General features: G+C 72.6%; 23 protein-coding genes and 1 pseudogene. 14 read left to right on the forward strand and 10 right to left on the reverse strand.

Annotated features, from left to right (window positions below; translation table 11 throughout):
* Positions 1 to 250 precede the first annotated feature (250 nt).
* A complete protein-coding gene (locus tag ACWCYO_RS09365) occupies positions 251 to 628 on the reverse strand; it encodes a YrdB family protein (RefSeq protein ID WP_270148242.1) in 378 nt (125 codons plus the stop codon).
* Positions 629 to 778: 150 nt separating this feature from the next.
* Between ACWCYO_RS09365 and ACWCYO_RS09370 the strand changes: the two genes are divergently transcribed.
* The gene (locus ACWCYO_RS09370) at positions 779 to 1,969 is read left to right on the forward strand and encodes an aminotransferase class V-fold PLP-dependent enzyme (protein ID WP_449783860.1); all 1,191 of its coding nucleotides are present in this window, start codon (positions 779 to 781) and stop codon (positions 1,967 to 1,969) included.
* 4 nt (positions 1,970 to 1,973) lie between these two features.
* Here ACWCYO_RS09370 and ACWCYO_RS09375 read toward each other — a convergent pair whose 3' ends face one another.
* Together ACWCYO_RS09375 and ACWCYO_RS09380 are read right to left on the reverse strand one after the other, a co-directional pair.
* Positions 1,974 to 2,306, reverse strand: coding sequence for an ArsR/SmtB family transcription factor (locus ACWCYO_RS09375; RefSeq protein ID WP_449783861.1), 333 nt, complete (start codon positions 2,304 to 2,306; stop codon positions 1,974 to 1,976).
* A gap of 29 nt (positions 2,307 to 2,335) precedes the next feature.
* Positions 2,336 to 2,710, reverse strand: a complete 375-nt coding sequence (locus ACWCYO_RS09380) for a hypothetical protein (RefSeq protein WP_270148247.1) — start codon at positions 2,708 to 2,710, stop codon at positions 2,336 to 2,338.
* Positions 2,711 to 2,993: 283 nt separating this feature from the next.
* Between ACWCYO_RS09380 and ACWCYO_RS09385 the strand changes: the two genes are divergently transcribed.
* The gene (locus ACWCYO_RS09385; protein ID WP_270151343.1) at positions 2,994 to 5,849 is read left to right on the forward strand and encodes a DEAD/DEAH box helicase; all 2,856 of its coding nucleotides are present in this window, start codon (positions 2,994 to 2,996) and stop codon (positions 5,847 to 5,849) included.
* A 333-nt stretch (positions 5,850 to 6,182) separates the two neighbouring features.
* Here the strand turns inward: ACWCYO_RS09385 and ACWCYO_RS09390 are convergent, their stop codons facing one another.
* The 3 genes from ACWCYO_RS09390 to ACWCYO_RS09400 all read right to left on the reverse strand — a co-directional run bounded on the left by ACWCYO_RS09390 (position 6,183) and on the right by ACWCYO_RS09400 (position 9,092).
* Entirely contained in the window at positions 6,183 to 7,085 is a 903-nt protein-coding gene (locus ACWCYO_RS09390) for a 5'-3' exonuclease (RefSeq protein WP_449783875.1), read from the reverse strand.
* A 59-nt stretch (positions 7,086 to 7,144) separates the two neighbouring features.
* On the reverse strand, positions 7,145 to 8,215 hold the full coding sequence (locus ACWCYO_RS09395) for a cation diffusion facilitator family transporter (RefSeq protein ID WP_449783862.1): 1,071 nt from the start codon (positions 8,213 to 8,215) through the stop codon (positions 7,145 to 7,147).
* A 118-nt stretch (positions 8,216 to 8,333) separates the two neighbouring features.
* The gene (locus ACWCYO_RS09400; RefSeq protein ID WP_270148250.1) at positions 8,334 to 9,092 is read right to left on the reverse strand and encodes a gamma-glutamyl-gamma-aminobutyrate hydrolase family protein; all 759 of its coding nucleotides are present in this window, start codon (positions 9,090 to 9,092) and stop codon (positions 8,334 to 8,336) included.
* A 155-nt stretch (positions 9,093 to 9,247) separates the two neighbouring features.
* On the opposite strand from ACWCYO_RS09400, the gene ACWCYO_RS09405 reads away from it, so the two are divergent.
* From ACWCYO_RS09405 to ACWCYO_RS09420, 4 genes and pseudogenes are all read left to right on the forward strand, one after another.
* Positions 9,248 to 10,633: a glutamine synthetase family protein gene (locus tag ACWCYO_RS09405; protein WP_270148252.1), complete on the forward strand. Its 1,386-nt coding sequence runs from the start codon at positions 9,248 to 9,250 to the stop codon at positions 10,631 to 10,633.
* Positions 10,634 to 10,681: 48 nt separating this feature from the next.
* A pseudogene (locus tag ACWCYO_RS09410) lies at positions 10,682 to 10,834 on the forward strand (aldehyde dehydrogenase family protein); the annotation flags it as partial.
* A 22-nt stretch (positions 10,835 to 10,856) separates the two neighbouring features.
* A complete protein-coding gene (locus tag ACWCYO_RS09415; protein WP_270151346.1) occupies positions 10,857 to 11,642 on the forward strand; it encodes a 3-oxoacyl-ACP reductase in 786 nt (261 codons plus the stop codon).
* 137 nt (positions 11,643 to 11,779) lie between these two features.
* On the forward strand, positions 11,780 to 12,898 hold the full coding sequence (locus ACWCYO_RS09420; protein WP_449783863.1) for a DUF2510 domain-containing protein: 1,119 nt from the start codon (positions 11,780 to 11,782) through the stop codon (positions 12,896 to 12,898).
* Positions 12,899 to 13,056: 158 nt separating this feature from the next.
* On the opposite strand, the gene ACWCYO_RS09425 is transcribed toward ACWCYO_RS09420, so the two are convergent.
* From ACWCYO_RS09425 to ACWCYO_RS09435, 3 genes are all read right to left on the reverse strand, one after another.
* Positions 13,057 to 13,971: a lytic polysaccharide monooxygenase auxiliary activity family 9 protein gene (locus ACWCYO_RS09425; RefSeq protein WP_449783864.1), complete on the reverse strand. Its 915-nt coding sequence runs from the start codon at positions 13,969 to 13,971 to the stop codon at positions 13,057 to 13,059.
* Between the two features lie 242 nt (positions 13,972 to 14,213).
* Positions 14,214 to 14,615 (reverse strand): hypothetical protein, encoded by a 402-nt coding sequence (locus ACWCYO_RS09430; protein ID WP_449783865.1) that lies wholly within the window; start codon positions 14,613 to 14,615, stop codon positions 14,214 to 14,216.
* 63 nt (positions 14,616 to 14,678) lie between these two features.
* Positions 14,679 to 15,890 (reverse strand): amino acid deaminase/aldolase, encoded by a 1,212-nt coding sequence (locus tag ACWCYO_RS09435; RefSeq protein WP_270148259.1) that lies wholly within the window; start codon positions 15,888 to 15,890, stop codon positions 14,679 to 14,681.
* Positions 15,891 to 15,981: 91 nt separating this feature from the next.
* Here ACWCYO_RS09435 and ACWCYO_RS09440 point away from each other — a divergent pair, with 91 nt between their 5' ends.
* The gene (locus ACWCYO_RS09440) at positions 15,982 to 16,755 is read left to right on the forward strand and encodes an SseB family protein (protein WP_449783866.1); all 774 of its coding nucleotides are present in this window, start codon (positions 15,982 to 15,984) and stop codon (positions 16,753 to 16,755) included.
* Between the two features lie 51 nt (positions 16,756 to 16,806).
* On the opposite strand, the gene ACWCYO_RS09445 is transcribed toward ACWCYO_RS09440, so the two are convergent.
* Entirely contained in the window at positions 16,807 to 17,184 is a 378-nt protein-coding gene (locus tag ACWCYO_RS09445; RefSeq protein ID WP_270148261.1) for a DUF1844 domain-containing protein, read from the reverse strand.
* Between the two features lie 498 nt (positions 17,185 to 17,682).
* Between ACWCYO_RS09445 and infC the strand changes: the two genes are divergently transcribed.
* The 7 genes from infC to pheT all read left to right on the forward strand — a co-directional run bounded on the left by infC (position 17,683) and on the right by pheT (position 25,362).
* Positions 17,683 to 18,405: a translation initiation factor IF-3 gene (infC, locus tag ACWCYO_RS09450; RefSeq protein WP_270151347.1), complete on the forward strand. Its 723-nt coding sequence runs from the start codon at positions 17,683 to 17,685 to the stop codon at positions 18,403 to 18,405.
* A gap of 140 nt (positions 18,406 to 18,545) precedes the next feature.
* A complete protein-coding gene (rpmI, locus tag ACWCYO_RS09455; RefSeq protein ID WP_270148263.1) occupies positions 18,546 to 18,740 on the forward strand; it encodes a 50S ribosomal protein L35 in 195 nt (64 codons plus the stop codon).
* Between the two features lie 109 nt (positions 18,741 to 18,849).
* Positions 18,850 to 19,245 carry a 50S ribosomal protein L20 gene (gene rplT / locus ACWCYO_RS09460; RefSeq protein WP_030055649.1) on the forward strand — a complete coding sequence of 132 codons (396 nt, stop codon included), beginning with the start codon at positions 18,850 to 18,852 and terminating at the stop codon, positions 19,243 to 19,245.
* A 112-nt stretch (positions 19,246 to 19,357) separates the two neighbouring features.
* Positions 19,358 to 20,224, forward strand: coding sequence for a TrmH family RNA methyltransferase (locus ACWCYO_RS09465; protein ID WP_270148267.1), 867 nt, complete (start codon positions 19,358 to 19,360; stop codon positions 20,222 to 20,224).
* Between the two features lie 148 nt (positions 20,225 to 20,372).
* On the forward strand, positions 20,373 to 21,476 hold the full coding sequence (locus tag ACWCYO_RS09470; protein WP_270148268.1) for a sensor histidine kinase: 1,104 nt from the start codon (positions 20,373 to 20,375) through the stop codon (positions 21,474 to 21,476).
* A 245-nt stretch (positions 21,477 to 21,721) separates the two neighbouring features.
* On the forward strand, positions 21,722 to 22,843 hold the full coding sequence (gene pheS, locus ACWCYO_RS09475) for a phenylalanine--tRNA ligase subunit alpha (RefSeq protein ID WP_270148270.1): 1,122 nt from the start codon (positions 21,722 to 21,724) through the stop codon (positions 22,841 to 22,843).
* A complete protein-coding gene (pheT, locus tag ACWCYO_RS09480; protein ID WP_270148272.1) occupies positions 22,843 to 25,362 on the forward strand; it encodes a phenylalanine--tRNA ligase subunit beta in 2,520 nt (839 codons plus the stop codon). The genes pheS and pheT overlap by 1 nt, the downstream gene beginning before the upstream one ends.
* The last annotated feature ends 21 nt before the right edge of the window (positions 25,363 to 25,383 follow it).

Consider the following 25,383-nt stretch of genomic DNA (forward strand, 5'->3'; position numbering starts at 1 on the left):
TCCGACCGGGTTCCACGCCTCCTGGTGTTCGTCAGGAGGCGGCAGCCGCCGGGGCCCTGGCCCCTCGGTGGCGAGTCCGTCGGCCGGGTCGAGCACCCGGCGGCGGCGCAGCGACACGCAGCCGCAGCCGATGCAGCCGGTCAGTTCGGCCTCCAGCCGCTCCAACTCGTCGCGTCGGGCGCGCAGTTGCTCGGCCCGGCGGCGGGAGATCCGCCTTTTCGTCGGGGAGGTCCGGGGCCTTCCCGTTCCGTCAGCGCGTGGTGTACTCCACGGCCACGCTGACCACCGCCAGCACCGCGAAGACCACCGCCAGGGTGCTCCGGCCGGAGGCGTGCAGCGCCAGCGCCGCCGTTTCCAGGACCAGCACCTTGAGCGCGATCTCCACGCCCAGCGGCTGGCGGAACTTCGGCCCGCCCGCGGCCAGGAACAGGCCCCAGACGGTGGCCGCCAGGGCCGGTGCGCCGATCCCCAGCAGCAGCCGGGTCGCCAGGGTGGAGCCGGTCTTGAACCCCCAGTAGCAGAGCGCCGCCAGCATGCCGAGCTCCAGCCCGAAGGCGAGGCCCGCGTTGGTCGCCGTCAGCGGGGTCCACTGCCGCTGTCCGACCGGGCCCGGTATTGCGATCTTCATCCCCGCGCTCTCCCCGTCTCGCCGAGCCGCCCGGCCCGGGCGGCGGTTGTGCGGAGTCTCCCAGAGCGGCCCGGGCGGACTCAACGGATCCGCGGTCGGCAGCCAGTAGAGTGGCATGAAATGTCACACACCACCGAGGGGGAGAGTGCCATGACGGAGGACCCGGGCACCGCGGAGGACCTGAGCACCGTCGAGCCGCCGGCCCCGCTGCCCGCCGCCGAGGGCCTGTTCAGCGTCGCGCCGCACACCGCGCACCTGAACCACGGCTCCTTCGGCGCCGTGCCGCTCCCGGTCCAGCGCGCGCAGGAGGCGCTGCGCACCGAGCACGAGCTGGACCCGGACGGCTTCTTCGCCGATCTGCCGGACCGGATCGCCGGAGCCCGGGTGCGGATCGCGGCCGAGCTGGCCACCGACCCGGACCGGCTGGCGCTGGTCGCCAACGTCACCGAGGCGGCCGCGATCGCCCTGGACAGCATCCCCTTCGCCCCCGGCGACCGGATCCTGGTCACCGACCACGGCTACGGCGCGGTCACCCAGGCCGCCGCCCGCAAGGCCGCCGAGACCGGCGCCGAACTGGTGGTGGCCGAGCTGCCCCTGGTCGCCCCGGACGAGCGGGCCGTCCGGGAGGCGGTGCTCGCAGCCGTCGACGGGCGCACCGCCGTCGCGATCCTGGACCGGATCACCTCGCCCACCGCCCGTACGGTGGCGTCCCCGGCCCTGGTCGCCGAGCTGCGCGAGCGCGGGGTGACCACCCTGGTGGACGGCGCCCACGCGCCCGGCATGCTGCCCGAGCCGGTCGACCCGAACGCCGACTTCTGGTTCGGCAACCTCCACAAGTGGGCTTTCGCCCCGCGCGCCACCGGCGTCCTGTCCGTGCGGCCCGAGTGGACCGCCCGGGTGCGCCCGCTCGCGCTGTCCTGGGAGCACCACCGGGGCTTCCCGGCCAGCGTCGAGTGGCGCGGCACCTGCGACTACACCTCCTGGCTGGCCGCCCCGGCCGGCTTCCAGCTGCTGCGCGAGCTGGGCCGGGAGGCGGTCGCCACGCACAACACCGCGCTCGCCGCGTACGGCCAGCGGGTGCTGGTCGAGCGGGCCGGCCTGCGGGCGCTGCCCGCGACGCCCGGGGTGTGGATGCGCGCCGTACGGCTGCCGCGGGGCCGGTTCGACACCGAGCAGGCCGCCCGGGGGCTGATGGCCGGGCTGTGGCAGCGGCTCGGCGTCCGGGTGGCGGTCCGGCCGTGGGCCGGCGGCGGGGTGCTGCGGGTCAGCGCCCAGCTGTACAACCGGGCGGCGGAGTACGAGCGGCTCGCGGACGGGCTCGCGGAGTTCCTCAAGGACTGAAGGGTCAGTCGCCGGCCGCCCGCAGCTCCGCGAGCAGGACGTCCCGGTCGGCGAGCAGCTCGGTGAGGATCCGCCGGGCTGCCCGCAGCAGGTCGGTGACGTCGCCGCCGGCCAGCGCGTAGACCACCGTGCTGCCCTCCCGGGTGGCGGTGACGATGCCGGACCGGCGCAGCACCGCGAGCTGCTGGGACAGGCTGGAGGGCTCGACCTCCAGCTCGGTGAGCAGACAGCGGACGGGCTTCGGTCCGGCCTGGAGCAGCTCCAGCACCCGGATCCGGACGGGATGGCCGAGCATCCGGAAGAACTCGGCCTTGGCCTGGTACAGCGCCACCGTCACGAGGCCCCCCTTCCCTGGTGTCGGCGGGCTCAGATCTCCAGCGCGAGTTCGATCCGCTTCAGCTGGTGGCGGGCCATCGCGAGGTTGGAGCGGCTGCGGTTGAGGGCCAGGAACAGGAACAGGCCGCGCCCGCTGGGCGTCGTGATCGGCCGGACCATGTGGTACTGGTTGGTCAGGCTGATCAGGATGTCCTCGATCTCGTTGTCGTGCAGGTTGAGCATCTCCATCGCCCGCATCTTGGCGCGGACCACGTCGGTGTTGCCGGCGGCGGCGACGTTGAGGTCCATCTCGCCGCCGTCGCCGAGGCTGCCGAGGGCCATCCCGCTGCCGTAGTCGACCAGGGCGACGCCGATCGCGCCGTCGATCGCCATGGCTTCCTTGAGGGACATCTCCAGGTTCGCCATCGTGGCTGTCCTCCCGTGAGTGGTGACCGGGGCACCCGCGGGTGCCGTGGCACTCGAAGATCGGGTGCCGTGGCATCCGAAGGTAGGGAGCAACCTCCGCGCTCCACCGCGGATGACCGGAGACGTTCGGATCTGGCTCGGTCCTGATCATTTGAAGACATTTGCAACTATGGATCTGGGAGAGGAGTGATCTCCTCGCGCGGAAAACGGTGCTATCGATGTCACTCCACCCGGGTAACCTCTCGCTGAGATGCGAGATCACACCAACCACACCCGGACGGCGATGAACACCCCCGATCCAGAGCCCCAGGAAGACCAGGAGCTCAGCCCCGCCGAGGCGTACGCGGCCAGCCGTCGCCGGGCCAAGGAGCAGGCCACCGCCCTGTACGGCTTCCAGCAGTTGTACGACTTCCCGCTGGACGACTTCCAGCTGGAGGCCTGCGAGACGCTGGAGGCCGGATCGGGCGTGCTGGTCGCCGCCCCCACCGGTTCCGGGAAGACCATCGTCGGCGAGTTCGCCGTGCACCTGGCCCTCGCCGCGGGCCGCAAGTGCTTCTACACCACGCCGATCAAGGCGCTGTCCAACCAGAAGTACGGCGACCTGGTCAAGCGCTACGGCGCCGCCAAGGTCGGCCTGCTCACCGGCGACAACACCGTCAACGGCGACGCACCCGTGGTGGTGATGACCACCGAGGTGCTGCGCAACATGCTCTACGCGGGCTCCAGCACCCTCGACGGCCTCGGCTACGTCGTGATGGACGAGGTGCACTACCTCGCCGACCGCTTCCGCGGCGCCGTCTGGGAGGAGGTCATCATCCACCTCCCCGAGTCGGTCACCCTCGTCTCGCTCTCCGCGACCGTCTCCAACGCCGAGGAGTTCGGCGACTGGCTGGACACCGTCCGCGGCGGCACCAAGGTGATCGTCTCCGAGACCCGTCCGGTGCCGCTGTGGCAGCACGTGATGGCCGGCAACCGGATGTACGACCTGTTCGCCAACCCCGACCGGGACGGCCGCCCCAAGAACAACCTCAAGAACCCCGGCAAGGCCGTCAACCCCGAGCTGGTCCGGCTCGCCCGCTCCGAGCTCGACCGCAACCCGCGCGACCGCTTCGGCCGCGGTCGGGGCCGCTCCATGCCCAACGGCCGTCCCGGCCGGGTCTGGACGCCGGGCCGGGTGGACGTCATCGACCGGCTCGACGCCGAGGGCCTGCTGCCCGCCATCACCTTCATCTTCAGCCGGGCCGGCTGCGAGGCCGCCGTCCAGCAGTGCCTCAGCTCCGGCCTGCGGCTCAACAAGGAGGCCGAGCGCGCCCAGGTCCGCGCCATCGTCCAGGACCGCTGCGCCGACATTCCGGACGAGGACCTGCACGTCCTCGGCTACTTCGAGTGGCTGGACGGGCTGGAGCGCGGCATCGCCGCCCACCACGCCGGGATGCTGCCCCGGTTCAAGGAGGTCGTCGAGGAGCTCTTCGTGAAGGGCCTGGTCAAGGCCGTCTTCGCGACCGAGACCCTGGCCCTCGGCATCAACATGCCGGCCCGCTCGGTGGTCATGGAGAAGCTGGTCAAGTGGAACGGCGAGACCCACGCCGACATCACCCCCGGCGAGTACACCCAGCTCACCGGCCGGGCCGGGCGGCGCGGCATCGACGTCGAGGGCCACGCCGTCGTGCTCTGGCAGCGCGGCCTCGACCCGGAGGCCCTGGCCGGCCTCGCCGGCACCCGCACCTATCCGCTCAAGTCCTCGTTCCGGCCGTCGTACAACATGGCCGTCAACCTGGTCTCCCAGTTCGGCCGGCACCGCTCGCGCGAACTGCTGGAAACCTCCTTCGCCCAGTTCCAGGCCGACCGCTCGGTGGTCGGCATCGCCCGCCAGGTGCAGCGCAACGAGGAGGGCCTGGAGGGCTACCGCGAGTCGATGACCTGCCACCTCGGCGACTTCGACGAGTACATGGAACTGCGCCGCCGGCTCAAGGACCGCGAGAACGAACTGGCCCGCGAGGGCACCAGCCAGCGCCGCGCCGCCGCCATCGAGTCCATCGAGCAGCTCAAGCCCGGCGACGTCATCCACGTCCCCACCGGCAAGTTCGCCGGCCTCGCCCTGGTCCTCGACCCGGGCCTGCCGCCGGTCAACCGCTCCGGTCGGGGCGGCCCGCGCCACCCCGACTTCCAGGACGGCCCGCGCCCGGTGGTGCTCACCGCCGAACGGCAGGTCAAGCGGCTCGCCATGATCGACTTCCCGTACCCGGTCGCCGCGATCGAGCGCCTGCGCATCCCCAAGTCCTTCAACCCGCGCAGCCCCCAGTCCCGGCGTGACCTCGCGTCCGCGCTGCGCACCAAGGCCGGCCACCTCGAACCCGAGCGGTTCCGGCGCGGCCGCGCGGCCGCCGCCGACGACCCGGAGATCACCCGGCTGCGCGCCGAACTGCGCCAACACCCGTGCCACGGCTGCTCCGACCGCGAGGACCACGCCCGCTGGGCCGAGCGCTACCACCGGCTGCACCGCGACACCGAACTGCTGGAACGCCGGATGCGCTCCCGCACCCACACCATCGCCCGCACCTTCGACCGGGTCTGCGCACTGCTCACCGACCTCGGCTACCTCCAGGGCGACACCGTCACCGACGACGGCAAGCGGCTCGGCCGGCTCTACGGCGAACTCGACCTGCTCGCCTCCGAGTGCATCCGCGAGGGCGTCTGGAGCGGCCTCGCCGCCGCCGAACTCGCCGCCTGCGCCTCGGCGTTGGTCTACGAGTCGCGCCAGGCCGACGATGCCGGCGCCCCCCGGGTGCCGGAGGGTGCGGCCAAGGAGGCACTCGGTCAGATGGTCCGCATCTGGGGCCACCTGGACGCCCTGGAGGAGCAGCACCGGATCAACACCGCCGAGGGCGTCGGCCAGCGCGAACCCGACCTCGGCTTCGCCTGGGTCGCCTACCGCTGGGCCCTCGGCCACAACCTCGACCAGGTCCTGCGCGACGCCGACATGCCCGCCGGCGACTTCGTCCGCTGGACCAAGCAACTCATCGACGTCCTCGGCCAGATCCAGGACGCCGCCGGCGCGGACGCCGACCTCCGCAAGACCGCCCGCAAGGCCGTCGACGGCCTCCGCCGCGGCATCATCGCCTACTCCTCGGTGGGCTGACCGGCCCACCCCCCCACCGCCCGCCCGTCGCCGCTTCGGCTCCCGCCGAAGCGGCACCGGAGTTGTGCGGGGTTGCGCAGGAAGTCGATTCGGCCGACTTCCTGCGCAGAGGAGGGCTTGACCTTGGCCTTTCGGCGGCCTCTCTCGACCCGAGCGAGGCCGCCGACCACGCCCCTCTTGCCGTTTACGACGGTGGATGCTGGGCGAGGCCGGCGACGCACAACCATCTGAAGGCGCCGGCGGTGGTGGGGATCCTTGGTTGCCCGCGTGCGAGGAGGCGCCGTGTTCCAGGAAGACGGTTTCGGCGCGGGGCCCAACGGGTGCGTGGGATGCTCAGCGCGTGGCGAGAGCCTCCAGGAGGCGGTCCAGGGAGGTGCCGAGGCCCCAGCGGGTGGAGAGGTGTTCGAGGGTCATCGGGTCGAGGGGTTCGCGGGGGAGGGCGGGGTCGAAGTCGAGGAGGGGGGCGTCGGAGGCGACGCGGACGACGGTGGGGGCGACGTCGAGGTAGGCGGCGCCCTCGACGATGTTGCGGCGGCGGGCGGGGGTGAGCTTGGAGGCGACGTCGAGGGCGGCGGCGCGGATGGCCGCGAGGTCGCCGTACTCGTTGATCAGTTGGGCGGCGGTCTTCTCGCCGATCCCCTTGACACCGGGCAGGCCGTCCGACGGGTCGCCGCGCAGGGCGGCCATGTCGGCGTACTGGGCGCCGCGCACGCCGTACTTCTCGAGCAGCAGCGCGTCGTCGGTGGTCTGCAGGTTGCCCATGCCCTTGACCGGGTAGAGCACGGTGATCTGCCGGGCGTCGTCGACCAGTTGGAAGAGGTCACGGTCGCCGGTGACGATCTGCACCGGGCCCTTGGCGCGGGCGGTGAGGGTGCCGATGACGTCGTCGGCCTCGTAGCCGGGGGAGCCGACCCGGGCGATGCCGAGGGCGTCCAGCACCTGCTCGATCACCGGGACCTGCGGGGCGAGGGTGTCCGGCACCGCCTCCTCGCCGTCGACGGCCGCCTCGGCGACCCGGTGGGTCTTGTAGGAGGGGACGAGGTCCACCCGCCACTGGGGGCGCCAGTCGGCGTCCATGCAGGCCACCAACTGATCGGGCCGGTGGTCGTGGACCAGCCGGGCGATGAAGTCCAGCAGGCCGCGGACGGCGTTGACCGGCTCGCCCTGCGGCGAGCGCAGGGTGTCCGGTACGCCGTAGTAGGCGCGGAAGTACAGGCTGGCGGAGTCGAGCAGCATCAGTCGCGGTGCGGTCACGTCTCAGATCATGCCGCACCGCGCTGACGAAGACCCGGTTCTCAGTGCTCGTGCGGGCCGGCGCGGTGCACCGGGCCGTGGGCGTCGGCGCAGTGTTCGGCGGCCGGATCGCCCGGGGCGGCGATCTGCAGCAGCGCGCCGGCCTCGTCCTCGCCGACGTGGTCGACCTGGAGGGTGCTGTGGGTGATGCCGTACTCCTGGGCCAGTCGGCGCTGCAGTGCGCGCCGGACGGCGTGGCAGTCGCCGCCGGGGGTGACCAGGATGTGCGCGGACAGGGCCGGCTGGTTGGAGGTGATCTCCCAGATGTGCAGGTCGTGGATCTCCTCGACCAGCGGCTCGGTGACCAGCCGGTCGGCCACCGCGTCCGGGTCGATCCCGGCGGGGGCGGCCTCCAGGAAGATCCGCCCGGAGTCCCGGACCAGGCCGATGCCCGCCTTGAGCATCAGCGCGACGACGATCAGCGAGGCGATGGCGTCGGCCCGGACGAAGCCGGTGGTCAGCATGATCACACCGGCCACGGCGGTGGCGACGAAGGCGTACAGGTCGGTGAGCACGTGCTGGAAGGCGCCCTCGACGTTCAGCGAGCTGCGGTTGGCCTTCGACATGCACCAGGTGGCGGCCAGGTTGACCACGATCCCGATCAGCGCGGTGGCCAGCACCAGTGAGCCGGTGACCTCGGGCGGCTCGATCAGCCGGGTGATCGCCTCGTAGCCGAGCCAGGCGGACAGCACCAGCAGCGTCACGCCGTTGGCCTGCGCGGAGAGGATCTCGGCACGCTTGAGCCCGTACGTGTAGCCGCCTCGGGCCGGGCGGGCGGCGAGCCGCATGGCGACCAGGGCGAGCACGATCGAGGCGGCGTCGGTGAGCATGTGCGCCGCGTCCGAGATCAGGGCCAGCGACTGGGCGGCGAAGCCGACCACGACCTCGCCGGCCATGAAGACGAGGATCAGGGCGAGGGCGCTGACCAGCCAGCGGCGGTCGGCGTCGGCGGCGACGCCGTGCGAGTGGCCGCCGTGCGAGTGGCCGCCGTGCCCGTTGTCGTGGTTGTGACTGCGGCCGGGCGCGGTCAGGTGGTCATGCGCATGGTCATGGGAATGCTCGTGCCCGGCCATCGAAGTCCTCTCTGGACGCACGGGTGGGAGGCGGCGGGCGCGATCGCCCCGCACTCGAAGTGAACCGCAGAATCGACAAAGATCCAAAGGCTGTACTGGTGACCGTTGTCGTTGCCGTTCAGCCCAGCGCCACCGCGTCCAGCGACGCTGCGTCCAGCGACACCGCGTCCAGCGCCGCCGCGGTGGCGGCCTGGACCAGGGCCCGCATCACCCGCAGGTCGTCGCCCTGCTCCGGGTGCCACTGCACCCCCACCGTGAACCCCGGCCCCTCGACCGCCTCCACCGTTCCGTCCGGGGCGAGGGCGCCCACCCGCAGCCCCGTGCCCAGCCGGCCGACCGCCTGGTGGTGGAAGGTCGGCACCTCCAGTTCGCTCTCCGGCAGCAGCCCGCCGACCAGGGTCCCCGGTACGGGCCGCACCAGGTGGGTGCCGTAGCGCCCCGGCGAACCGCCGTGGACGTCGACGTCCACGACGTCCGGCAGGTGCTGCACCAGCGTCCCGCCGCAGACCACGTTCAGGATCTGCATCCCCCGGCAGATGCCCAGCACCGGCATGCCCGCCGCCAGGGCGCCGCGCAGCAGGGCGACCTCCCAGGCGTCCCGCTGCGGCGAGTCCACCTCCGTCAACGGGTGGGCCGGCTCCCCGTAGTAGGCCGGGTCGATGTCCGGCCCGCCGACGATGACGAGGGCGTCGAGCCGGGCGAGCACCTCGGGCGCGCGCTCGGGGGCGTCGGGCGGAAGCAGAACGGCGATGCCGCCGGAGTCCTGCACGTACGCGGTGTACCGCTCCGGCACCAGGGCGACGCGCCGGTCCCGCCAGTCGCTCCAACTCGCGTCCACCAGGTAGGTGCTGACGCCGATGAAAGGCCTGCGATCCATGGCGGGCATTCTCCACCCGTATCGTCTGATACTTCGTCAATCACGCGTGTCGGCGCGCCACACCCGTCCGCCCTCTTCCGCGCCGTGAGCCGCAGGCCGTACGGTTCGCTGTGACCGCTTGATCTCGAAGAGTGATCGAGGAGGAGGGTTCCGGCATGCCCGAGAACGCCGCCACGGGATCGCGGCCCCGGCCGCCACTGACCCTGGACGAACTGCGCACCCTGGTGGACGCGGGCGAGGTGCACACCGTCGCGCTCGCCTTCACCGACATGCAGGGCCGCCTGCAGGGCAAACGATTCGCCGCCCGCTTCTTCCTCGACGAGGTGGCGGAGCACGGCGCCGAGGCCTGCGACTACCTGCTGGCCGTGGACGTGGACCTGAACACCGTGGACGGCTACGCCTTCTCCTCCTGGGCCACCGGCTACGGCGACTTCGCGATGCGCCCCGACCTCGGCACCCTGCGGCTGACCCCCTGGCAGCCCGGCACCGCCCAGGTCACCGCCGACCTGGCCCGGCACGGCGGCCACCCGGTGGACGCCGCCCCGCGCCAGCTGCTGCGCCGCCAGATCGCCCGGCTCGCCGAGTACGGACTGGCCGCGGACATCGGCACCGAACTGGAGTTCCTGGTCTTCCGCGACACCTACGAGCAGGCCTGGCTGGGCGGTTACCGCGGCCTGACCCCGGCGAACCTCTACAACGTGGACTACTCGATGCTCGGCACCGCCCGCGTCGAGCCGCTGCTGTCCCGGATCCGCAACGAGATGGCGGGCGCCGGGCTGACCGTCGAGTCCGCCAAGGGCGAGTGCAACCTGGGCCAGCACGAGATCGCCTTCCGCTACGCCGACGCCCTCACCACCTGCGACCAGCACAGCGTCTACAAGACCGGCGCCAAGGAGATCGCCGCCCAACAGGGCTGCGCGCTCACCTTCATGGCCAAGTACGACGAGCGCGAGGGCAACAGCTGCCACATCCACCTGTCGCTGCGCGACGCCGTCGGCGCCCCCGCCTTCGCGGACCGGGACGGCCGGATGACCGACACCATGCGGCACTTCCTGGCCGGACAGCTCGTCGCGCTGCGCGAGTTCAGCCTGCTGTACGCGCCGAACATCAACTCCTACAAGCGCTACCGCCCGGGCTCCTTCGCCCCGACGGCCGTCGCCTGGGGCCGGGACAACCGCACCTGCGCCTACCGGGTGGTCGGCCACGGCCCGGGCCTGCGGATGGAGAACCGGGTGCCCGGCGGCGACGTCAATCCCTACCTCGCGGTGGCCGGGATGATCGCGGCCGGCCTGCACGGACTGCAGCGCAAACTCGACCTGCCCGCGCCCTGCCTGGGCAACGCCTACGCCGTGGAGGAGTACCCCCGGGTGCCCGGATCCCTGCGCGAGGCGGCCGAGTTGTGGGGGCAGAGCGAGCTGGCCCGGACGGCCTTCGGCGACGACGTGGTCGAGCACTACCTGAACATGGCCCGGGTCGAACAGGCCGCCTACGACGGGGCCGTCACCGACTGGGAGCGCTACCGGTCCTTCGAACGGATGTGAGGCATGACCGACTCGCCGGGCAGTGCCGTCCGCAACCCGGCCCGGGAGAGCTGCAACCTGTCGGTCGACTCGCACTCCTCGGTGCGCCACTGGACGCCCTTCGGCGGTTTCGGCGAGTCGGGGGTGGGCCGCGAGCTGGGACCGGACGCGCTGCGCCATTTCACCGAGACCAAGAACGTCCGGATCCACAGCGAGGAGTGACAGTCCGATGAGCCCCAGTCCGATGAGCGAGAACGACGTCGTCTGCCGCCGCCTGGTCGGCCGCACCGCCGTGGTCACCGGCGCGGGCAGCGGGATCGGCCTGGCAGCCGCCCGCCGGCTCGCCTCCGAGGGGGCGAAGGTGGTCTGCGCGGACCTGGACGAGGAGACCGGACGGGCGGCCGCCAAGGAGACCGGCGGGCTGTTCGTGCACACCGACGTCACCGACCCGTACATGGTCGAGGCGCTGTTCGACGAGGCGTACGAGACCTACGGCAGCGTGGACGTCGCCTTCAACAACGCGGGCATCTCGCCGCCGGAGGACGACTCGATCCTGACCACCGGCCTGGACGCCTGGCGCAAGGTCCAGGAGGTCAACCTGACCTCGGTCTACCTGTGCTGCAAGGCCGCGCTGCCGTACATGCGCCGGCACGGGCGCGGCTCGGTCATCAACACCGCCAGCTTCGTGGCCCGGATGGGCGCGGCCACCTCGCAGATCTCGTACACCGCCTCCAAGGGCGGGGTGCTGGCGATGTCCCGCGAGCTGGGCGTGCAGTTCGCCCGGGAGGGGATCCGGGTGAACGCGCTGTCGCCCGGGCCGGTGGACACCCCGCTGCTGCGCGAGCTGTTCGCCAAGGACCCGGAGCGGGCCGCCCGCCGGCTGGTGCACATCCCGCTCGGCCGGTTCGCCCGGGCCGAGGAGATCGCCGCCGCGGTGGCCTTCCTGGCCAGCGACGACTCCTCGTTCATCACCGCGAGCGAGTTCCTGGTGGACGGCGGCATCTCCGGGGCGTACGTCACCCCGTTGTAGGCCGTTGGCACCGCGGGTGCCACCGGTGGGCCCGGCTGGGCCATCGAGTGGCTTCTCACCGTAATCTCATCGAAAACCCTCGGAATTCCCGGCTACGCTGATTTCGCGTTTATCCGGCTACCTTTACATTCTTTGCTGTGAGTGAGCAGATTCCCGCCGGGTGGTACCCGGACCCGAAGGACACCGCCAGCGACCCGAGACCGCAGCGCTGGTGGGACGGCAAGGGCTGGACGGCCGAGACCCGGCCCGCACCCTCGGACGCCCCGCAGCCGGAGCCCCCGGCCGCCGCGGCCCCGGCGCCGGAGACGGCGGAGCAGCCCAGGGTGCTGGAGGGCGAGGTCCTGGACGGCGGGCCGACGGTCCGCTACCCGGAGCCGCCGCCGTTCGGCGCCGGGTACGGCGCGACGCCCGCCCAACCGCCGCGCAAGGCCTGGCGCAAGCCCTCCAAGCTGGTGGTGGCCACCGCCGTGGCCGCCGTGCTGGGCCTCGGCGCCGGCTCGGGGATCACCTACCTGGCGATGGACGGGAAGCACGACGGCGGCCCGAAGCACAGCGCCGCCCGGGCCCAGCCCGCGCCGAACGACGGCGGGGACGGGCTGTTCGGCTTCCCGGGCCTCGGCGGCGGAAACGGCAAGGGCGGGGGGAACGGCAAGGGCGGCGGGAATGGCAGCGGGAAGGCCAGGCCGGGCGCCGGGAAGGCGATCGACCTGGTGAACGGGCTCACCCTGCCCGTCCCCTCCGGCTGGCAGGCCGGCACGACCAAGGACGGCTACGCCGCGCTGACCATCGGCGACTACAAGTGCCCGGACGGCTCCGACTGCACGCTCGGCGGGGCGAACACCGGCCGGATCGACGGGGGCGGCACCGATCCCCAGGCGGCGGCCAAGGCGGACATCGACCACGCCGCCAAGGACGCCTACCGCGACATCACCGGGCACCAGGAGCTCAAGTCCGAGGCCGTGAAGGTCAACGGCCAGGACGGCTACCTGGTCCGCTGGAAGGTGGACGTGGCCAAGGGCAACAGCGGCTACGTGGAGACCGTGGTCTTCCCGTCCACCGACGGCAAGAACCTGATCTCGGTGCACTTCGGCTTCGACATCGCCGACAAGGCGCCGGACGTCGCGGTGATGGACACCATCGTCAAGGGCATCGCCGACTTCAAGGGCAAGATCCCGAGCCTCCCCGGCAAGCCGGGCTCCGGCGGCGGTTCCGGTTCCGGCAGCAGCCCCGACGGCTCCGGCACCGAGACCACCTGAGCCCCCCGCTCCTCACACCGCGACGGCCCACCCGGGAGGAATCCCTCCGGGTGGGTCGTCGCCGTTGAGCCCGTCGGCCCGTCAGTCCGGCGGACGGTCGGGGGCCACGGAACCGGACCGGACGGGGGTTGGCCGGTCCGGCCCCGCGTCGTCCGGCGTCAGGAGTCGCGTCGAACAGCCTCGATGCGACGGCGCCGGAGCACCATCCCCGCCCAGCCGGCGCCGAGCGCGGCGGCACCGGCGAGCAGCAGCGGACCGGTGGCGGAGGTGCCGGCCACGGCCGCGGTGGTGGTCGGGAGCGGCTGGCCGGCCGGGGCGTTCGGATCCCCGCCGTGGCCGTGGTGGGCGACCGTCGACCTGGGCGCGTCGGCGGCGATCTGGGCGTCGCTGGGCGCGGCCGGGGCGGCGAGCGACGAGACGGCGGTGGTGGCGCCGGAGGTGCCGAAGTCCACGTCGGAGCAGCTGTAGAACGCCTCCGGGCTGTCGCTGCGCTGCCAGATCATGTAGAGCAACTGGCGGCCGGTGCGCTTCGGCAGGGTGCCCGAGTAGGTGTAGTACCCGTTGACGGCGGTGCGGTCGACCTGCGCCTGGGCCACCGGGGTCGGGTCGAGGTCGGACCACTTCAGCGGCTGGGTGGGGTCGTAGCCCTGCTTGGTGAGGTAGACGGTCTGGGTGCCGACGTGCGGCGCGGTGGTGCGGAACTGGAAGGTGAAGGCGCCCGCGCTGACCGGGGTGGCCGGCCAGTCGGTGCGCGGCCAGTCCAGGGCCGCGTACTTGTCGCGGTTGGCCGAGCAGAGCCGGCCGTCCGGGATCAGCGCCTGGTGGTTGCCGTCGGCGTTGGCGATGTTGACCTCGTTCCAGTCGTACAGCGGCTGGGTGCCGCCGGCGGCGACGAGGTCCTTGCAGACCTGGGACACCGGGTGCTCGGGGCCCTCGGCGTAGCAGGCGGCGATCCGGCTGACCGGGCCGGTCATGGTGCCGTGGGCGCTGGCGGTACCGGCGGTGGTCGCGGCCACCGCGAGCACCGCGGCGCCGACCACGCCGACGGACAGGGCACTTCGCTTGATGGACATGGGGTGGGGACTCCTTGACCGTCGTTCCGGGCGGGTGTGGGGGAGCGGACACGCCTGCCCGTTCGGGGGTCGCCGGCCCGGATCGCGGACCCCCGGCCAGAGCGTAGGATTGGTCTGGACCAGATGGCAATAGCCGTGCGACTCGGGCTTGTTGACCGACTGTAGGCTTCGGAGCAGCGCAAAGGCCCGACGGGACGCCCGGGTTAGGCGTTCCATCGGGCCCGCTTAAGCCTGGGGAAAGGTCAGCGCTGGTTGGTGATGCCGGACTGGATCACGATGTCGCTGTTGATGGTCGAGTTCTCGATCACGTTGTGCACCTTGCCGATCCGTACGGCCTCCTGGGGGTCGAACTCCTTGATGATCTCCCGGAGTTCGGTGATGGCCTCCGGGTTCTCCCGGAACAGCGCGCGCAGCCGGTTGCGCAGCGCCGCGGTCTGGTCGGCCAGGACCTCCCGGTCGTCACCGGCCTCCAGCACCTCGGCCCGGATCGCCTCCAGCTCGGCGCTCGCCTCCTCGTCCCGCTCGCCCCGCCCGAACATCGTGGCGATCCGCGAACTGGCCTGCCCCCAGGCGGCCTTGGCCATCAGGCCGGCCAGCGCGGTGGCCCCCGACTTCACCATCTCCTGCACGAGCTCGGCGTCCATGCGACCCCTCCGTTTCGCAGTTGTGCTTGCGGCCACCACGGTAGGGGACCGGGCGGCGGCTCGTCAGAGGAACGTCTTCCCCTCACCCCGGTAGGTCGGCACGCTCCGGACGACCCGGTCCCCCTCGATCAGGTGCAACTCCGCGAAGCGCTCGCACAGCTCGCCCGCCTTGGCGTGCCGGAACCAGACCCGGTCGCCGATCAGCAGGTCGTCGGCGGCCGGGCCGATCAGCGGGGTCTGCACCTCGCCCGCGCCCTCCATCGGGTCGTACTGCAGCCCCACCGGAAGGTACGGCACCGGCGAGCGGTCCGGCCCGGCCGCGCCGGAGGCCGGGTAGCCGCCGCCGAGCACCGTCACCACCCCGACACCGGGGCGGCGCACCACCGGCTGGCCGAACAGCGCGGCCGGACGGCCCCGGAAGGAGCGGTAGTTGTCGAAGAGCCGCGGCGCGTAGAGCCCGGAGCCGGCGGCGACCTCGGTGACGGCGCGTTCGGCCACGGTGGACTCCACGCTGCCGGTGCCGCCGCCGTTGACGAACTCCAGCTCGGCCACCTGTCGCAGCCGCCGGACCGCCGCCGCGCGCCGCTCGGCCAGCTCGGTCCGCGACCTGGCCTGCATCAGCCGGATCAGCTGCGAGCGCACCGGCCGCCCCGGGATCCGGTCGCCCACCCCGGCGACGTGCCCCTCGTACGCCATCAGGCCGACCACCCGGAAGCCCGGGCGGCGCTGGACGAGTTCGGCGAAGGCGCCGAGTTCCTCCGGGGTGCGCAGCGGCGAACGCCGGGCGCCGACCCGGACCCGCCCGCCGAGCAGGTGCAGTGCGGTGTCCAGCTCCAGGCAGACCCGCACCTCGGCGTCGCCGGCGCGGGCCTTGTCGATCAGGTCCAGTTGGGCCGGGTCGTCCAGTACGACGGTGACCCGGCGGGCCAGCTCCGGGTCGGCCGTCAGTTCGGCGTAGCCGGTCCGGTCGGTGGAGGGGTAGGCGAGCAGGACGTCGCGCACTCCGGTACGGGCCAGCCAGAGCGACTCGTCCAGGGTGAAGCTCATCACCCCGGCGAAGCCGTCCACGGCCAGCACCCGTTCCAGCAGGGCCCGGCAGCGCAGCGACTTGCTGGCCACCCGGATCGGTTTGCCGCCCGCCCGGCGCACCAGGTCGGCGGCGTTGGCGTCGAAGGCGGCGAGGTCCACCACGGCCACCGGCCCGTCCAGGTGGGCGGTGGCCCGGTCGTACCGGTGCCGGTCGGAAACCGGAGTGGGTGCAACGAGGATGACCATGCGCGCAGGGTGCCACAGGCGGCTACCCGTGGGTAGAGGTCGCGTGCGGGGAAATGCGGGCGGTGGCCGGCGGTGGCATAGGGTCGGCCGGGTGGACCGCAAAGACTTCTCCAACCCGGCGTTCGTCGGCAAGAGCATCCCGAATCCCGGCTTCTCCGACGACGACGGCACGGCGGACCCGGCGCTGACCGCGGCCCTCGCCCGTTGGTCGCAGGACCGTACGGCCGAGCCCGAGGTGCTGGCGGCGCTGACCCCGACCCGGCTGATGGTCCCGATCGTCGCCCTCCTCGGCGAGGTCGAGGTGGACGAGCACGGGCACAAGCACGACAAGAGCAGCGACATGGCCGTCCCGGTGCTGGAGGCCCCGGACGGGCGTCGCGCACTGCCTGCCTTCACGTCGCTCGAGTCGCTCGCCCGCTGGCGCGCCGATGCCCGTCCGGCGCCGACGGCGGCCCCGCAGGCCGCGATGGTGGCGTTCTCCGAGCGCGCCGACACGCTGCTGATCGACCCGGCGGGGCCGGTGCCCTTCCTGCTGAGCGGTGCCCGGCTGCGGGCGCTGGCGGAGAACCGTCCGTACCTGCCGCCGGTGCGGGACCCGCAGGTGCGGGAGGCGGTCCGGGCGCTGCTGGCGGCGGAGCCGCAGGTGCTCAGCGGGCTGCTGGCGCCGTCGGAGGACGCGGACGGGGTGCTCGCGGTGGTGTTCGACCCGGCGCTGGACCGGTCGGGGCTGCAGGCGGTCGCGCAGCGGGTCGGCCGGGCGGTGGCCGGGGACCCGGTGCTGCGGGTGCGGCTGGACCGGGGGCTGGACCTCGCGGTGCTGCCGGCGAGCGCGGAGCTGCCGGGGGAGCCGCTGTACCGGCGGTAGGAACGAACGGGACCACCTACGAAACTTCGTAGGTGGTCCCGTGAGAACCGCTCAGCTGTAGACCGGCCCGGTGAACTTCTCGCCCGGCCCCGCGCCCGGCGCGTCCGGCACGAGCGAGGCCTCGCGGAAGGCCAGCTGCAGCGAGCGCAGCCCGTCCCGCAGCGGGGCCGCGTGGAAGTTGCTGATCTCCGGGGCGCCGGCGGTGACCAGCCCGGCGAGCGCGGTGATCAGCTTGCGGGCCTCGTCCAGGTCCTTGTCCTTCTCGCCGCCCTCGGCCAGACCGCACTTGACCGCGGCCGCGCTCATCAGGTGCACCGCGACGGTGGTGATCACCTCGACGGCCGGGACCTCGGCGATGTCGCGGGTGAGGTCGTCGAAGCCGATCGCGTCGTCGTCCGCGCCGGGGTTCTGGGTGGGCTCGCTGCTCAAGGGTGGCTCGTTCCGTCGTGCGGTGTGGGTACAGGTGGAGCGTACAAGGGGGCCCCGGACGCGCCGGGAGGGCAGTGCGCCGGGAAGGCGGCGGGCCGGGGCGGAATAGCGTTCGACGGCGTGACGCTGTAAGCTTCGAGACTGACCGGCCAGGATCCCGCATGGGCACCTGGCCAGCAAGTGGAGGCTCCACTACAGGAGGCCCGAGAGGGCAACCGCGAAAGTCTCCCACCTGATCGGCCTCGCGGTCGACGGGTCCGGTCCGCGACGGGCGCCACGGCGTCGAGTCGCCCGCAGCGTCCCTCACCGGACGCCGCCCCCGGTTGTGTGGAGCCCCGCTTGTACCGAGCGGGGCTTTTTTCGTGTCGCGGTGCACCAGGTGTCGAAAACCAGCACCGGGCAGCGCAGCACGAATGAAGCCCCGCCCAGTGGTCGAGTCCACTACGTGCGACCGCCGTCCGACGGCCGCATCGCAGAAGGTGCAACCGAGGAGGCCCCATCAGCACCGAGCCCCGCATCAACGACCGGATTCGCGTCCCGGAGGTGCGACTCGTCGGTCCCAGCGGCGAGCAGGTCGGCATCGTGCCGCTTGCCAAGGCGCTGGAGCTCGCGCAGGAGTACGACCTCGACCTGGTCGAGGTCGCGGCGACCGCCCGGCCGCCGGTGTGCAAGCTCATGGACTACGGCAAGTTCAAGTACGAGTCGGCCATGAAGGCCCGTGAGGCGCGCAAGAACCAGGCGCACACGGTCATCAAGGAGATGAAGCTCCGGCCGAAGATCGACCCGCACGACTACGACACCAAGAAGGGTCACGTCGTCCGGTTCCTCAAGCAGGGTGACAAGGTCAAGATCACGATCATGTTCCGTGGTCGTGAGCAGTCCCGCCCCGAGCTGGGCTTCCGTCTGCTGCAGCGGCTCGCCGACGACGTCCAGGAGCTGGGCTTCGTCGAGTCCTCGCCGAAGCAGGACGGCCGGAACATGATCATGGTTCTTGGCCCGCACAAGAAGAAGACCGAGGCGATGGCCGAGGCCCGCGCCCTCGCGGACGCCCGCAAGGCCGAGCGGCTGGGCCGGACCACCGGTTCCGACGCCGCCGCCGCGGACGACGACGCGGCGGCCGAGGACCTGGCGGCCGAGGGCGCCGAGACCGAGGCGCAGGACGCCCCGGTCGAGGAGCAGGACGCCCCGGTCGAGCAGCCGGCCGCTCCCCAGGGCGCCTGAGCCGCGAGGCTCACGGCGGTCCGGGGTCGGCCCCCAGGGTGACGGGGCGTCCCGCCCGGTCACCACAGATCCATCCAGTTCACGCCCGCGCGGCGCAGGTCGCGCGGGCGCGGACGGGACTGACGAGGAGAAACGGCGAAATGCCGAAGCAGAAGACGCACAGTGGCGCCAGCAAGCGCTTCAAGATCACTGGCTCCGGCAAGGTGGTGCGCGAGCGCGCCGGCCGCCGCCACCTCCTGGAGCACAAGCCCTCGACGCTGACCCGCAAGCTGGCCGGGACGGTCGAGATGGCCCCCGCTGACGCCAAGAAGATCAAGAAGCTTCTCGGCAAGTGATCGCCCTCCCGCCCGGCGCGAGCCGCGTGCGGGGCAGCTGATCCTTCCCGACCCATTCGAATGACGGACCACGTGAAGCAGTCCGTGGTCCAACCCAAGGAGTAATCAAGTGGCACGCGTCAAGCGGGCAGTCAACGCCCACAAGAAGCGCCGGGTCATCCTGGAGCGCGCCAGCGGCTACCGTGGCCAGCGTTCGCGCCTGTACCGCAAGGCCAAGGAGCAGGTCACCCACTCGCTGGTCTACAACTTCAACGACCGCAAGAAGCGCAAGGGCGACTTCCGTCAGCTGTGGATCCAGCGCATCAACGCTGCGGCCCGTGCCAACGGCATCACCTACAACCGCTTCGTGCAGGGCCTGAAGGCCGCCAGCGTCGAGATCGACCGCAAGATGCTGGCCGACCTGGCCGTCAACGACCCGGGTGCGTTCGCCTCCCTGGTCGAGGTCGCCCAGAAGGCGCTGCCGGCCGACGTGAACGCCCCGAAGGCTGCCGCCGACGCCGCCTGATCTTCCGAGATCGGTTGAGCTCTGACCGGACCCGCAGGCTCTCCTGCGGGTCCGGTTCTGCGTTCCACCCCCTCAGCACCTCCAGAAGTCAGCGCCTCCAGAGAACGAGACCATGCCGAGCACCGAGACCCCCCTGCTCACCTCCCTGCGCTCGCCGCGCGTCGTCGCCGCCCGCCGGCTCGCCAAGCGGAACCAGCGCACCAAGGAGCGCCGCTTCCTGGCCGAGGGCCCGCAGGCCGTCCGGGAGGCCGTCGCCTTCGGCAAGCTGCCGGGGACGGCCGAGCACGCCGTGGTCGAGGTGTACGTGGGCCTGGAGGCCGCCGAGCGGCACGCGGACATCGTCGAGGCCGCGCTGGCCGAGGGGCTGCCGGTGCTGACCGCCACCGACGAGGTGATCGCCGACATCTGCGACACGGTGACCCCCCAGGGCATCGTGGCGCTCTGCCGCTTCATCGACACCCCGTTCGCCGAGGTGCTCGCGGCCCGGCCGAAGCTGGTGGCGATCCTCGCCCACGTGCGCGACCCCGGCAACGCCGGCACCGTGCTGCGCACCGCCGACGCGGCCGGCGCGGACGCCGTGGTGCTCACCGACGCCTCGGTGGACCTGTACAACCCCAAGGCCGTCCGGGCCTCCGTCGGCAGCCTGTTCCACCTGCCGGTCGCGGTCGGGGTGCCGGTCGAGGAGGCGGTCGGGCAGCTGCGCGCGGCCGGTGTCCGGGTGCTGGCCGCGGACGGCGCGGGGGAGCGCGACCTGGACCAGGAACTGGACGAGGGCACCCTGGGCGCGCCAGGCGCGTGGGTGTTCGGCAACGAGGCGTGGGGGCTTCCGGAGGAGACCCGCGCGCTCACCGACGAGGTCGTGCGCGTCCCGATCCACGGGCACGCGGAGAGCCTCAACCTGGCCACCGCGGCGGCGGTCTGCCTGTACGCCTCGGCCCGGGCGCAGCGTTCGCCCGGTGGCTGCCGCTCGAACGGCTGACACGTTCCGCCAGACGGCTGACACGCTGTGGGGGCGCGCCCGGCGTGCTCGGATCACCACGCTGCAAGCCCTACTGCCGGGGCCTGCGAGGCGCTAGGGTCTGCCTCGGTGGGGGGAACGGCACGGTGGGTAATCGGGGAGGCAACCCATGGTCGGCAGCGGACCCGAACTCGACCCGGACGACCTGCCGGACGGCCTGGTGGTCGCCGACGCGACGGGCCGGGTGGTCTGCTTCAACCGGGCCGCGGCCCGGCTCACCGGCGTGCTCCCGGAGGCCGCGCTGGGCAGCGACCTGGAGGACGCCCTGCCGCTGGAGGACCTGGACGGCCGCCGCTGGTGGCAGCTGACCAATCCGTACGGCGGCCTGGCGATCCGCACCCGCCAGCCCGAGCGCAACCTGCTGCTGCCCGGCGGCCGTGAGGTGCTGGTCTCCGCCCGGTACGTCCGGGCGGTGCCGCAGGGGCCGCTGGAGCGCCTGGTGATCGCGCTGCGCGGTACCGAGGCCCGGCGCCGCACCGAGCGCAGCCACGCGGAGCTGATCGCCACCGTCGCGCACGAGCTGCGCTCCCCGCTGACCAGCGTCAAGGGCTTCACGGCGACGCTGCTGGCCAAGTGGGAGCGGTTCACCGACGGGCAGAAGCGGCTGATGCTGGAGACGGTGGACGCCGACGCCGACCGGGTCACCCGGCTGATCGCCGAGCTGCTGGACATCTCCCGGATCGACGCCGGGCGGCTGGAGCTGCGCAAGCAGGTGGTCGACCTGGCGGCCGCGGTGCGCCGGCACGTCGAGCGCAAGGTCGCCACCGGCATCCCCGAGGAGCGCTTCGACATCCGGATCACCGAGCCGCTGACCGTGCTGTGGGCGGATCCGGACAAGGTCGACCAGGTGCTGGCCAACCTGCTGGAAAACGCGGTGCGGCACGGCGAGGGAACTGTCACCATCGAGGTGGCACCGGCCAAGGAGGTCGTCGAGGCGCCCGTCTGGGAGCGCTCCGGCACCCCGCCCCGCATCGTGGAAGGCACAGCGGTCACCGTGAGCGACGAAGGCAGCGGCATCCCCGAGGAATCGATGCCGCGCGTCTTCACCCGCTTCTGGCGGGGCTCCAAGCGCGGTGGCACCGGCCTCGGGCTCTACATCGTCAAGGGCATCGTGGAGGCCCACGGCGGCTCGATCCGAGTGGACCGCGCGCCCGGCGGTGGGGCCCGGTTCCGATTCGTCCTGCCCGCCGGAGTGCCCGACTTCATGCTCTGAAAGAGCATGAACGACCAGCAGAGCATGTTGTGGTCGGGGTCCGGACGGGCTTGACGGCAGCCGCGCTACGCGCTGCGACTACACTCGACCTTTGGCGTTGCGCAACGCCCTGCGCGGCTGTGCCGCGGACGCCCCTCCCCGTCAGTACGGAGACGGGCTGCCCGTGCCCCGGCCCCGCCGGGCGTGACGCGAAGGCGAGCCCACACACCTGAGCACGGACGAGCAGGAGCACGGGAAAGATAGAGATGTCGGCACCCAACAAGTCGTACGACCCGGTCGAGGTCGAGGCCCTCAAGCCCGAGGTGGTGGAGCAGGCGCGGGACGAAGCCGTCGCCGCCTTCGCCGCCGCCACCACGCTCGACGAGCTGAAGCAGGCCAAGGTCGCCCACACCGGCGACCGCTCCGCGCTCTCGCTCGCCAACCGCGAGATCGGCGCCCTCCCGCCGCACGCCAAGGCCGCCGCGGGCAAGCTGATCGGCCAGGCCCGCGGCGCCGTCAACCAGGCGCTCGCCAAGCGGCAGGGCGAGCTGGAGGCGGAGCGGGACGCCCGCGTGCTGGTCGAGGAGGCGGTGGACGTCACGCTGCCGTACGACCGCGCGCCGCGCGGCGCCCGGCACCCGCTGACCACGCTGGCCGAGCGCATCGAGGACACCTTCGTCGCGATGGGCTACCAGGTCGCCGAGGGCCCCGAGGTCGAGGCCGAGTGGCTGAACTTCGACGCCCTCAACCTGGGCCCGGACCACCCGGCCCGCTCGATGCAGGACACCTTCTTCGTCCAGGCCCCGGACGGCTCCGCCGACTCCGGCGTGGTGCTGCGCACCCAGACCTCCCCGGTCCAGGCCCGCACCATGCTCGACCGCGAGCCCCCCATCTACGTGGTCTGCCCGGGCCGGGTCTACCGGACCGACGAGCTGGACGCCACCCACACCCCGGTGTTCCGCCAGGTCGAGGGCCTCGCCGTCGACGAGGGCATCACCTTCGCCGACCTCAAGGGCACCATCGAGGTGCTGGTCGAGAAGCTGATCGGCGGCGGCCTGGAGCTGCGCTGGCGCCCCTCGTACTTCCCGTTCACCGAGCCGAGCGCCGAGATCGACCTGCAGTGCTTCGTGTGCCGCGGCGAGAGCGTCGGCAACCCGGACCGCCCGTGCCGCACCTGCTCCTCCGAGGGCTGGATCGAGCTCGGCGGCTGCGGCGTGGTCAACCCCCGGGTGCTGGTCGCCTGCGGCGTGGACCCGAACCGCTACAGCGGGTTCGCCTTCGGCCTGGGCCTGGAGCGGATCCTGATGAATCGTCACAACGTCGCCGACATGCGCGACATGGTCGAGGGTGACGTGCGTTTCACCCTCCCGTTCGGGATGGAGATCTGATGCGCGTCCCGCTTTCCTGGCTGCGCGAGTACGTCGATCTGCCGGCCGGCGAGACCGGCCGTGACGTGGCCGAGCGCCTGGTCCGGGCCGGCCTGGAGGTCGAGACCGTCGAGCAGCTCGGCGCCGACCTCAAGGGCCCGCTGGTGGTCGGCGAGGTGCTCTCCATCGAGGAGCTGTCCGGCTTCAAGAAGCCGATCCGGCACTGCTTCGTCAACGTCGGCGACGCCAACGGCACCGGCGCGCCGCAGGAGATCGTCTGCGGCGCGACCAACTTCGCCGTCGGCGACAAGGTCGTGGTCGTGCTCCCGGGCGCCGTCCTGCCCGGCCCGTTCCCGATCTCGGCCCGCCAGACCTACGGCCACACCTCGGCCGGCATGATCTGCTCCGCCCGCGAGCTGGGCATGGGCGACACTGTGTCCGATTCTTTCGGGGGCAACGGCATCATCGTGCTCCCGCCGGAGTACGAGCCCGGCACCGACGCCATCGAGCTGCTCCAGCTGGTCGACGAGGTGCTCGACATCGCCGTCACCCCGGACCGCGGCTACTGCCTGTCCATGCGCGGCGTGGCCCGTGAGGCCGCTGCCGCGTACGGGCTGCCGCTGGCCGACCCGGCGCTGCTCGACGTGCCGCCGGCCAACTCCTTCGGCTACCTGGTCAAGGTCGACGACCCGGCCGGCTGCGACCGCTTCGTGGCCCGCACGGTCGTCGGCGTCGACCCGAACGCCAAGTCCCCGATCTGGCTGCAGCGCCGGCTGCAGAAGGCGGGCATCCGCCCGATCTCGCTGACCGTCGACATCACCAACTACGTGATGCTCGAGGTCGGCCAGCCGCTGCACGCGTACGACAAGCAGCGGGTGGACGGCCCGATCACGGTTCGCCGGGCGGAGCCGGGCGAGACCCTCACCACCCTGGACGGCGTGCAGCGCAAGCTGTCCGTCGAGGACCTGCTGATCTGTGACAACAGCGGCCCGATCGGCCTGGCCGGCGTGATGGGCGGCGCCTCCACCGAGATCCTCGACCCGACCGCCGGTCCGGGCACCACCGAGGTGATCATCGAGGCGGCGCACTTCGCCCCGGTCGTCATCGCCCGTGCCGCCAAGCGGCACAAGCTGCCCTCCGAGGCGTCCAAGCGCTTCGAGCGCGGCGTCGACCCGGAGGCCGCCCGCGCCGCCGCGCAGCGCGCCGTCGACCTGCTGGTGCTGATCGCCGGCGGCACCGCCGAGGCCGGGGTCACCGACATCGCCGGCCCGCACCCGGTGCGCACCATCCTGATCCCCGCCGACCTGCCCGACCGGGTCGCCGGCACCGAGTACGGCCGCGAGACCGTCACCCGGCGCCTGCAGGAGATCGGCTGCTCGGTCGCGGGCGCCGACACCCTGGAGGTCACCCCCCCGACCTGGCGCCCCGACCTGACCGACCCGTACGACCTCGCCGAGGAGGTCATCCGGCTGGAGGGCTACGACAACGTCCCCGCCCGGATGCCCAACGTGCCGCCGGGCAAGGGCCTGACCGAGGCCCAGCGCATCCACCGCCGGATCGGCGTGGCGCTGGCCGGGGCCGGCTACGTCGAGGTCAACAACTACCCGTTCCTCGGTGAGGCCGCCTTCGAGGCGCTCGGCCTGGAGCCGGACGACCGCCGCCGCCGTACGGTCAAGCTGGTCAACCCGCTCAACGACGAGGAACCGTCGCTGCGCACCACGCTGCTGCCGGGCCTGCTCGGCGCGCTGCGCCGCAACATCGGCCGGGGCAACACCGACCTGGCGATCTACGAGACCGGCACCGTGTTCCTGCCCAAGGACGAGCTGACCGTGGCCCCGCGCCCGGCCGTCGACCACCGGCCGAGCGACGCGGAGCTGGCCGCGCTGGACGCCGCGCTGCCGGACCAGCCGCGCCGGGTCGCCGTCGCCCTCGCGGGCGAGCGGCTGCCCTCCGGCTGGTGGGGCAAGGGCGAGCAGGCCTCCTGGGCGGACGCCGTCGAGGCGGCCCGTACGGTGGCCCGGGCGGCCGGCGTCGAGCTGACCGTCCGCCAGGGCCAGCGGGCGCCCTGGCACCCGGGCCGCTGCGCCGAGCTGGTCGTGGCCGGCACCGACCGGGTGGTCGGCCACGCCGGTGAGCTGCACCCGCGCGTGGTCAAGGCGCTCGGGCTGCCGGCCCGTTCGGCCGCGATGGAGGTCGACATCGACCTGCTGACGGCGGACGGCCCGGAGAAGGTCAGCGGCCCGGCGGTCTCCGGCTTCCCGGTGGCCACCCAGGACGTCGCGCTGATCGTGGACACCGCCGTCCCGGCCGCCGAGGTCGAGGCCGCGCTGCGCTCGGGCGCGGGCGAACTGCTGGAGGCCATCCGGCTGTTCGACGTGTTCACCGGCGAGCAGGTCGGCGAGGGCAAGAAGTCGCTGGCCTACGCGCTGCGCTTCCGCGCGGCCGACCGCACCCTGACCGCCGACGAGGCCACCGCCGCCCGCGAGGCGGCCGTCGCCGAGGCGGTCAGCCGCACCGGCGCGGTGCTGCGCGGCGCCTGACCCTCAGCAGGGCCTTGTCGA

This window comes from Kitasatospora sp. NPDC001683, assembly GCF_053596495.1.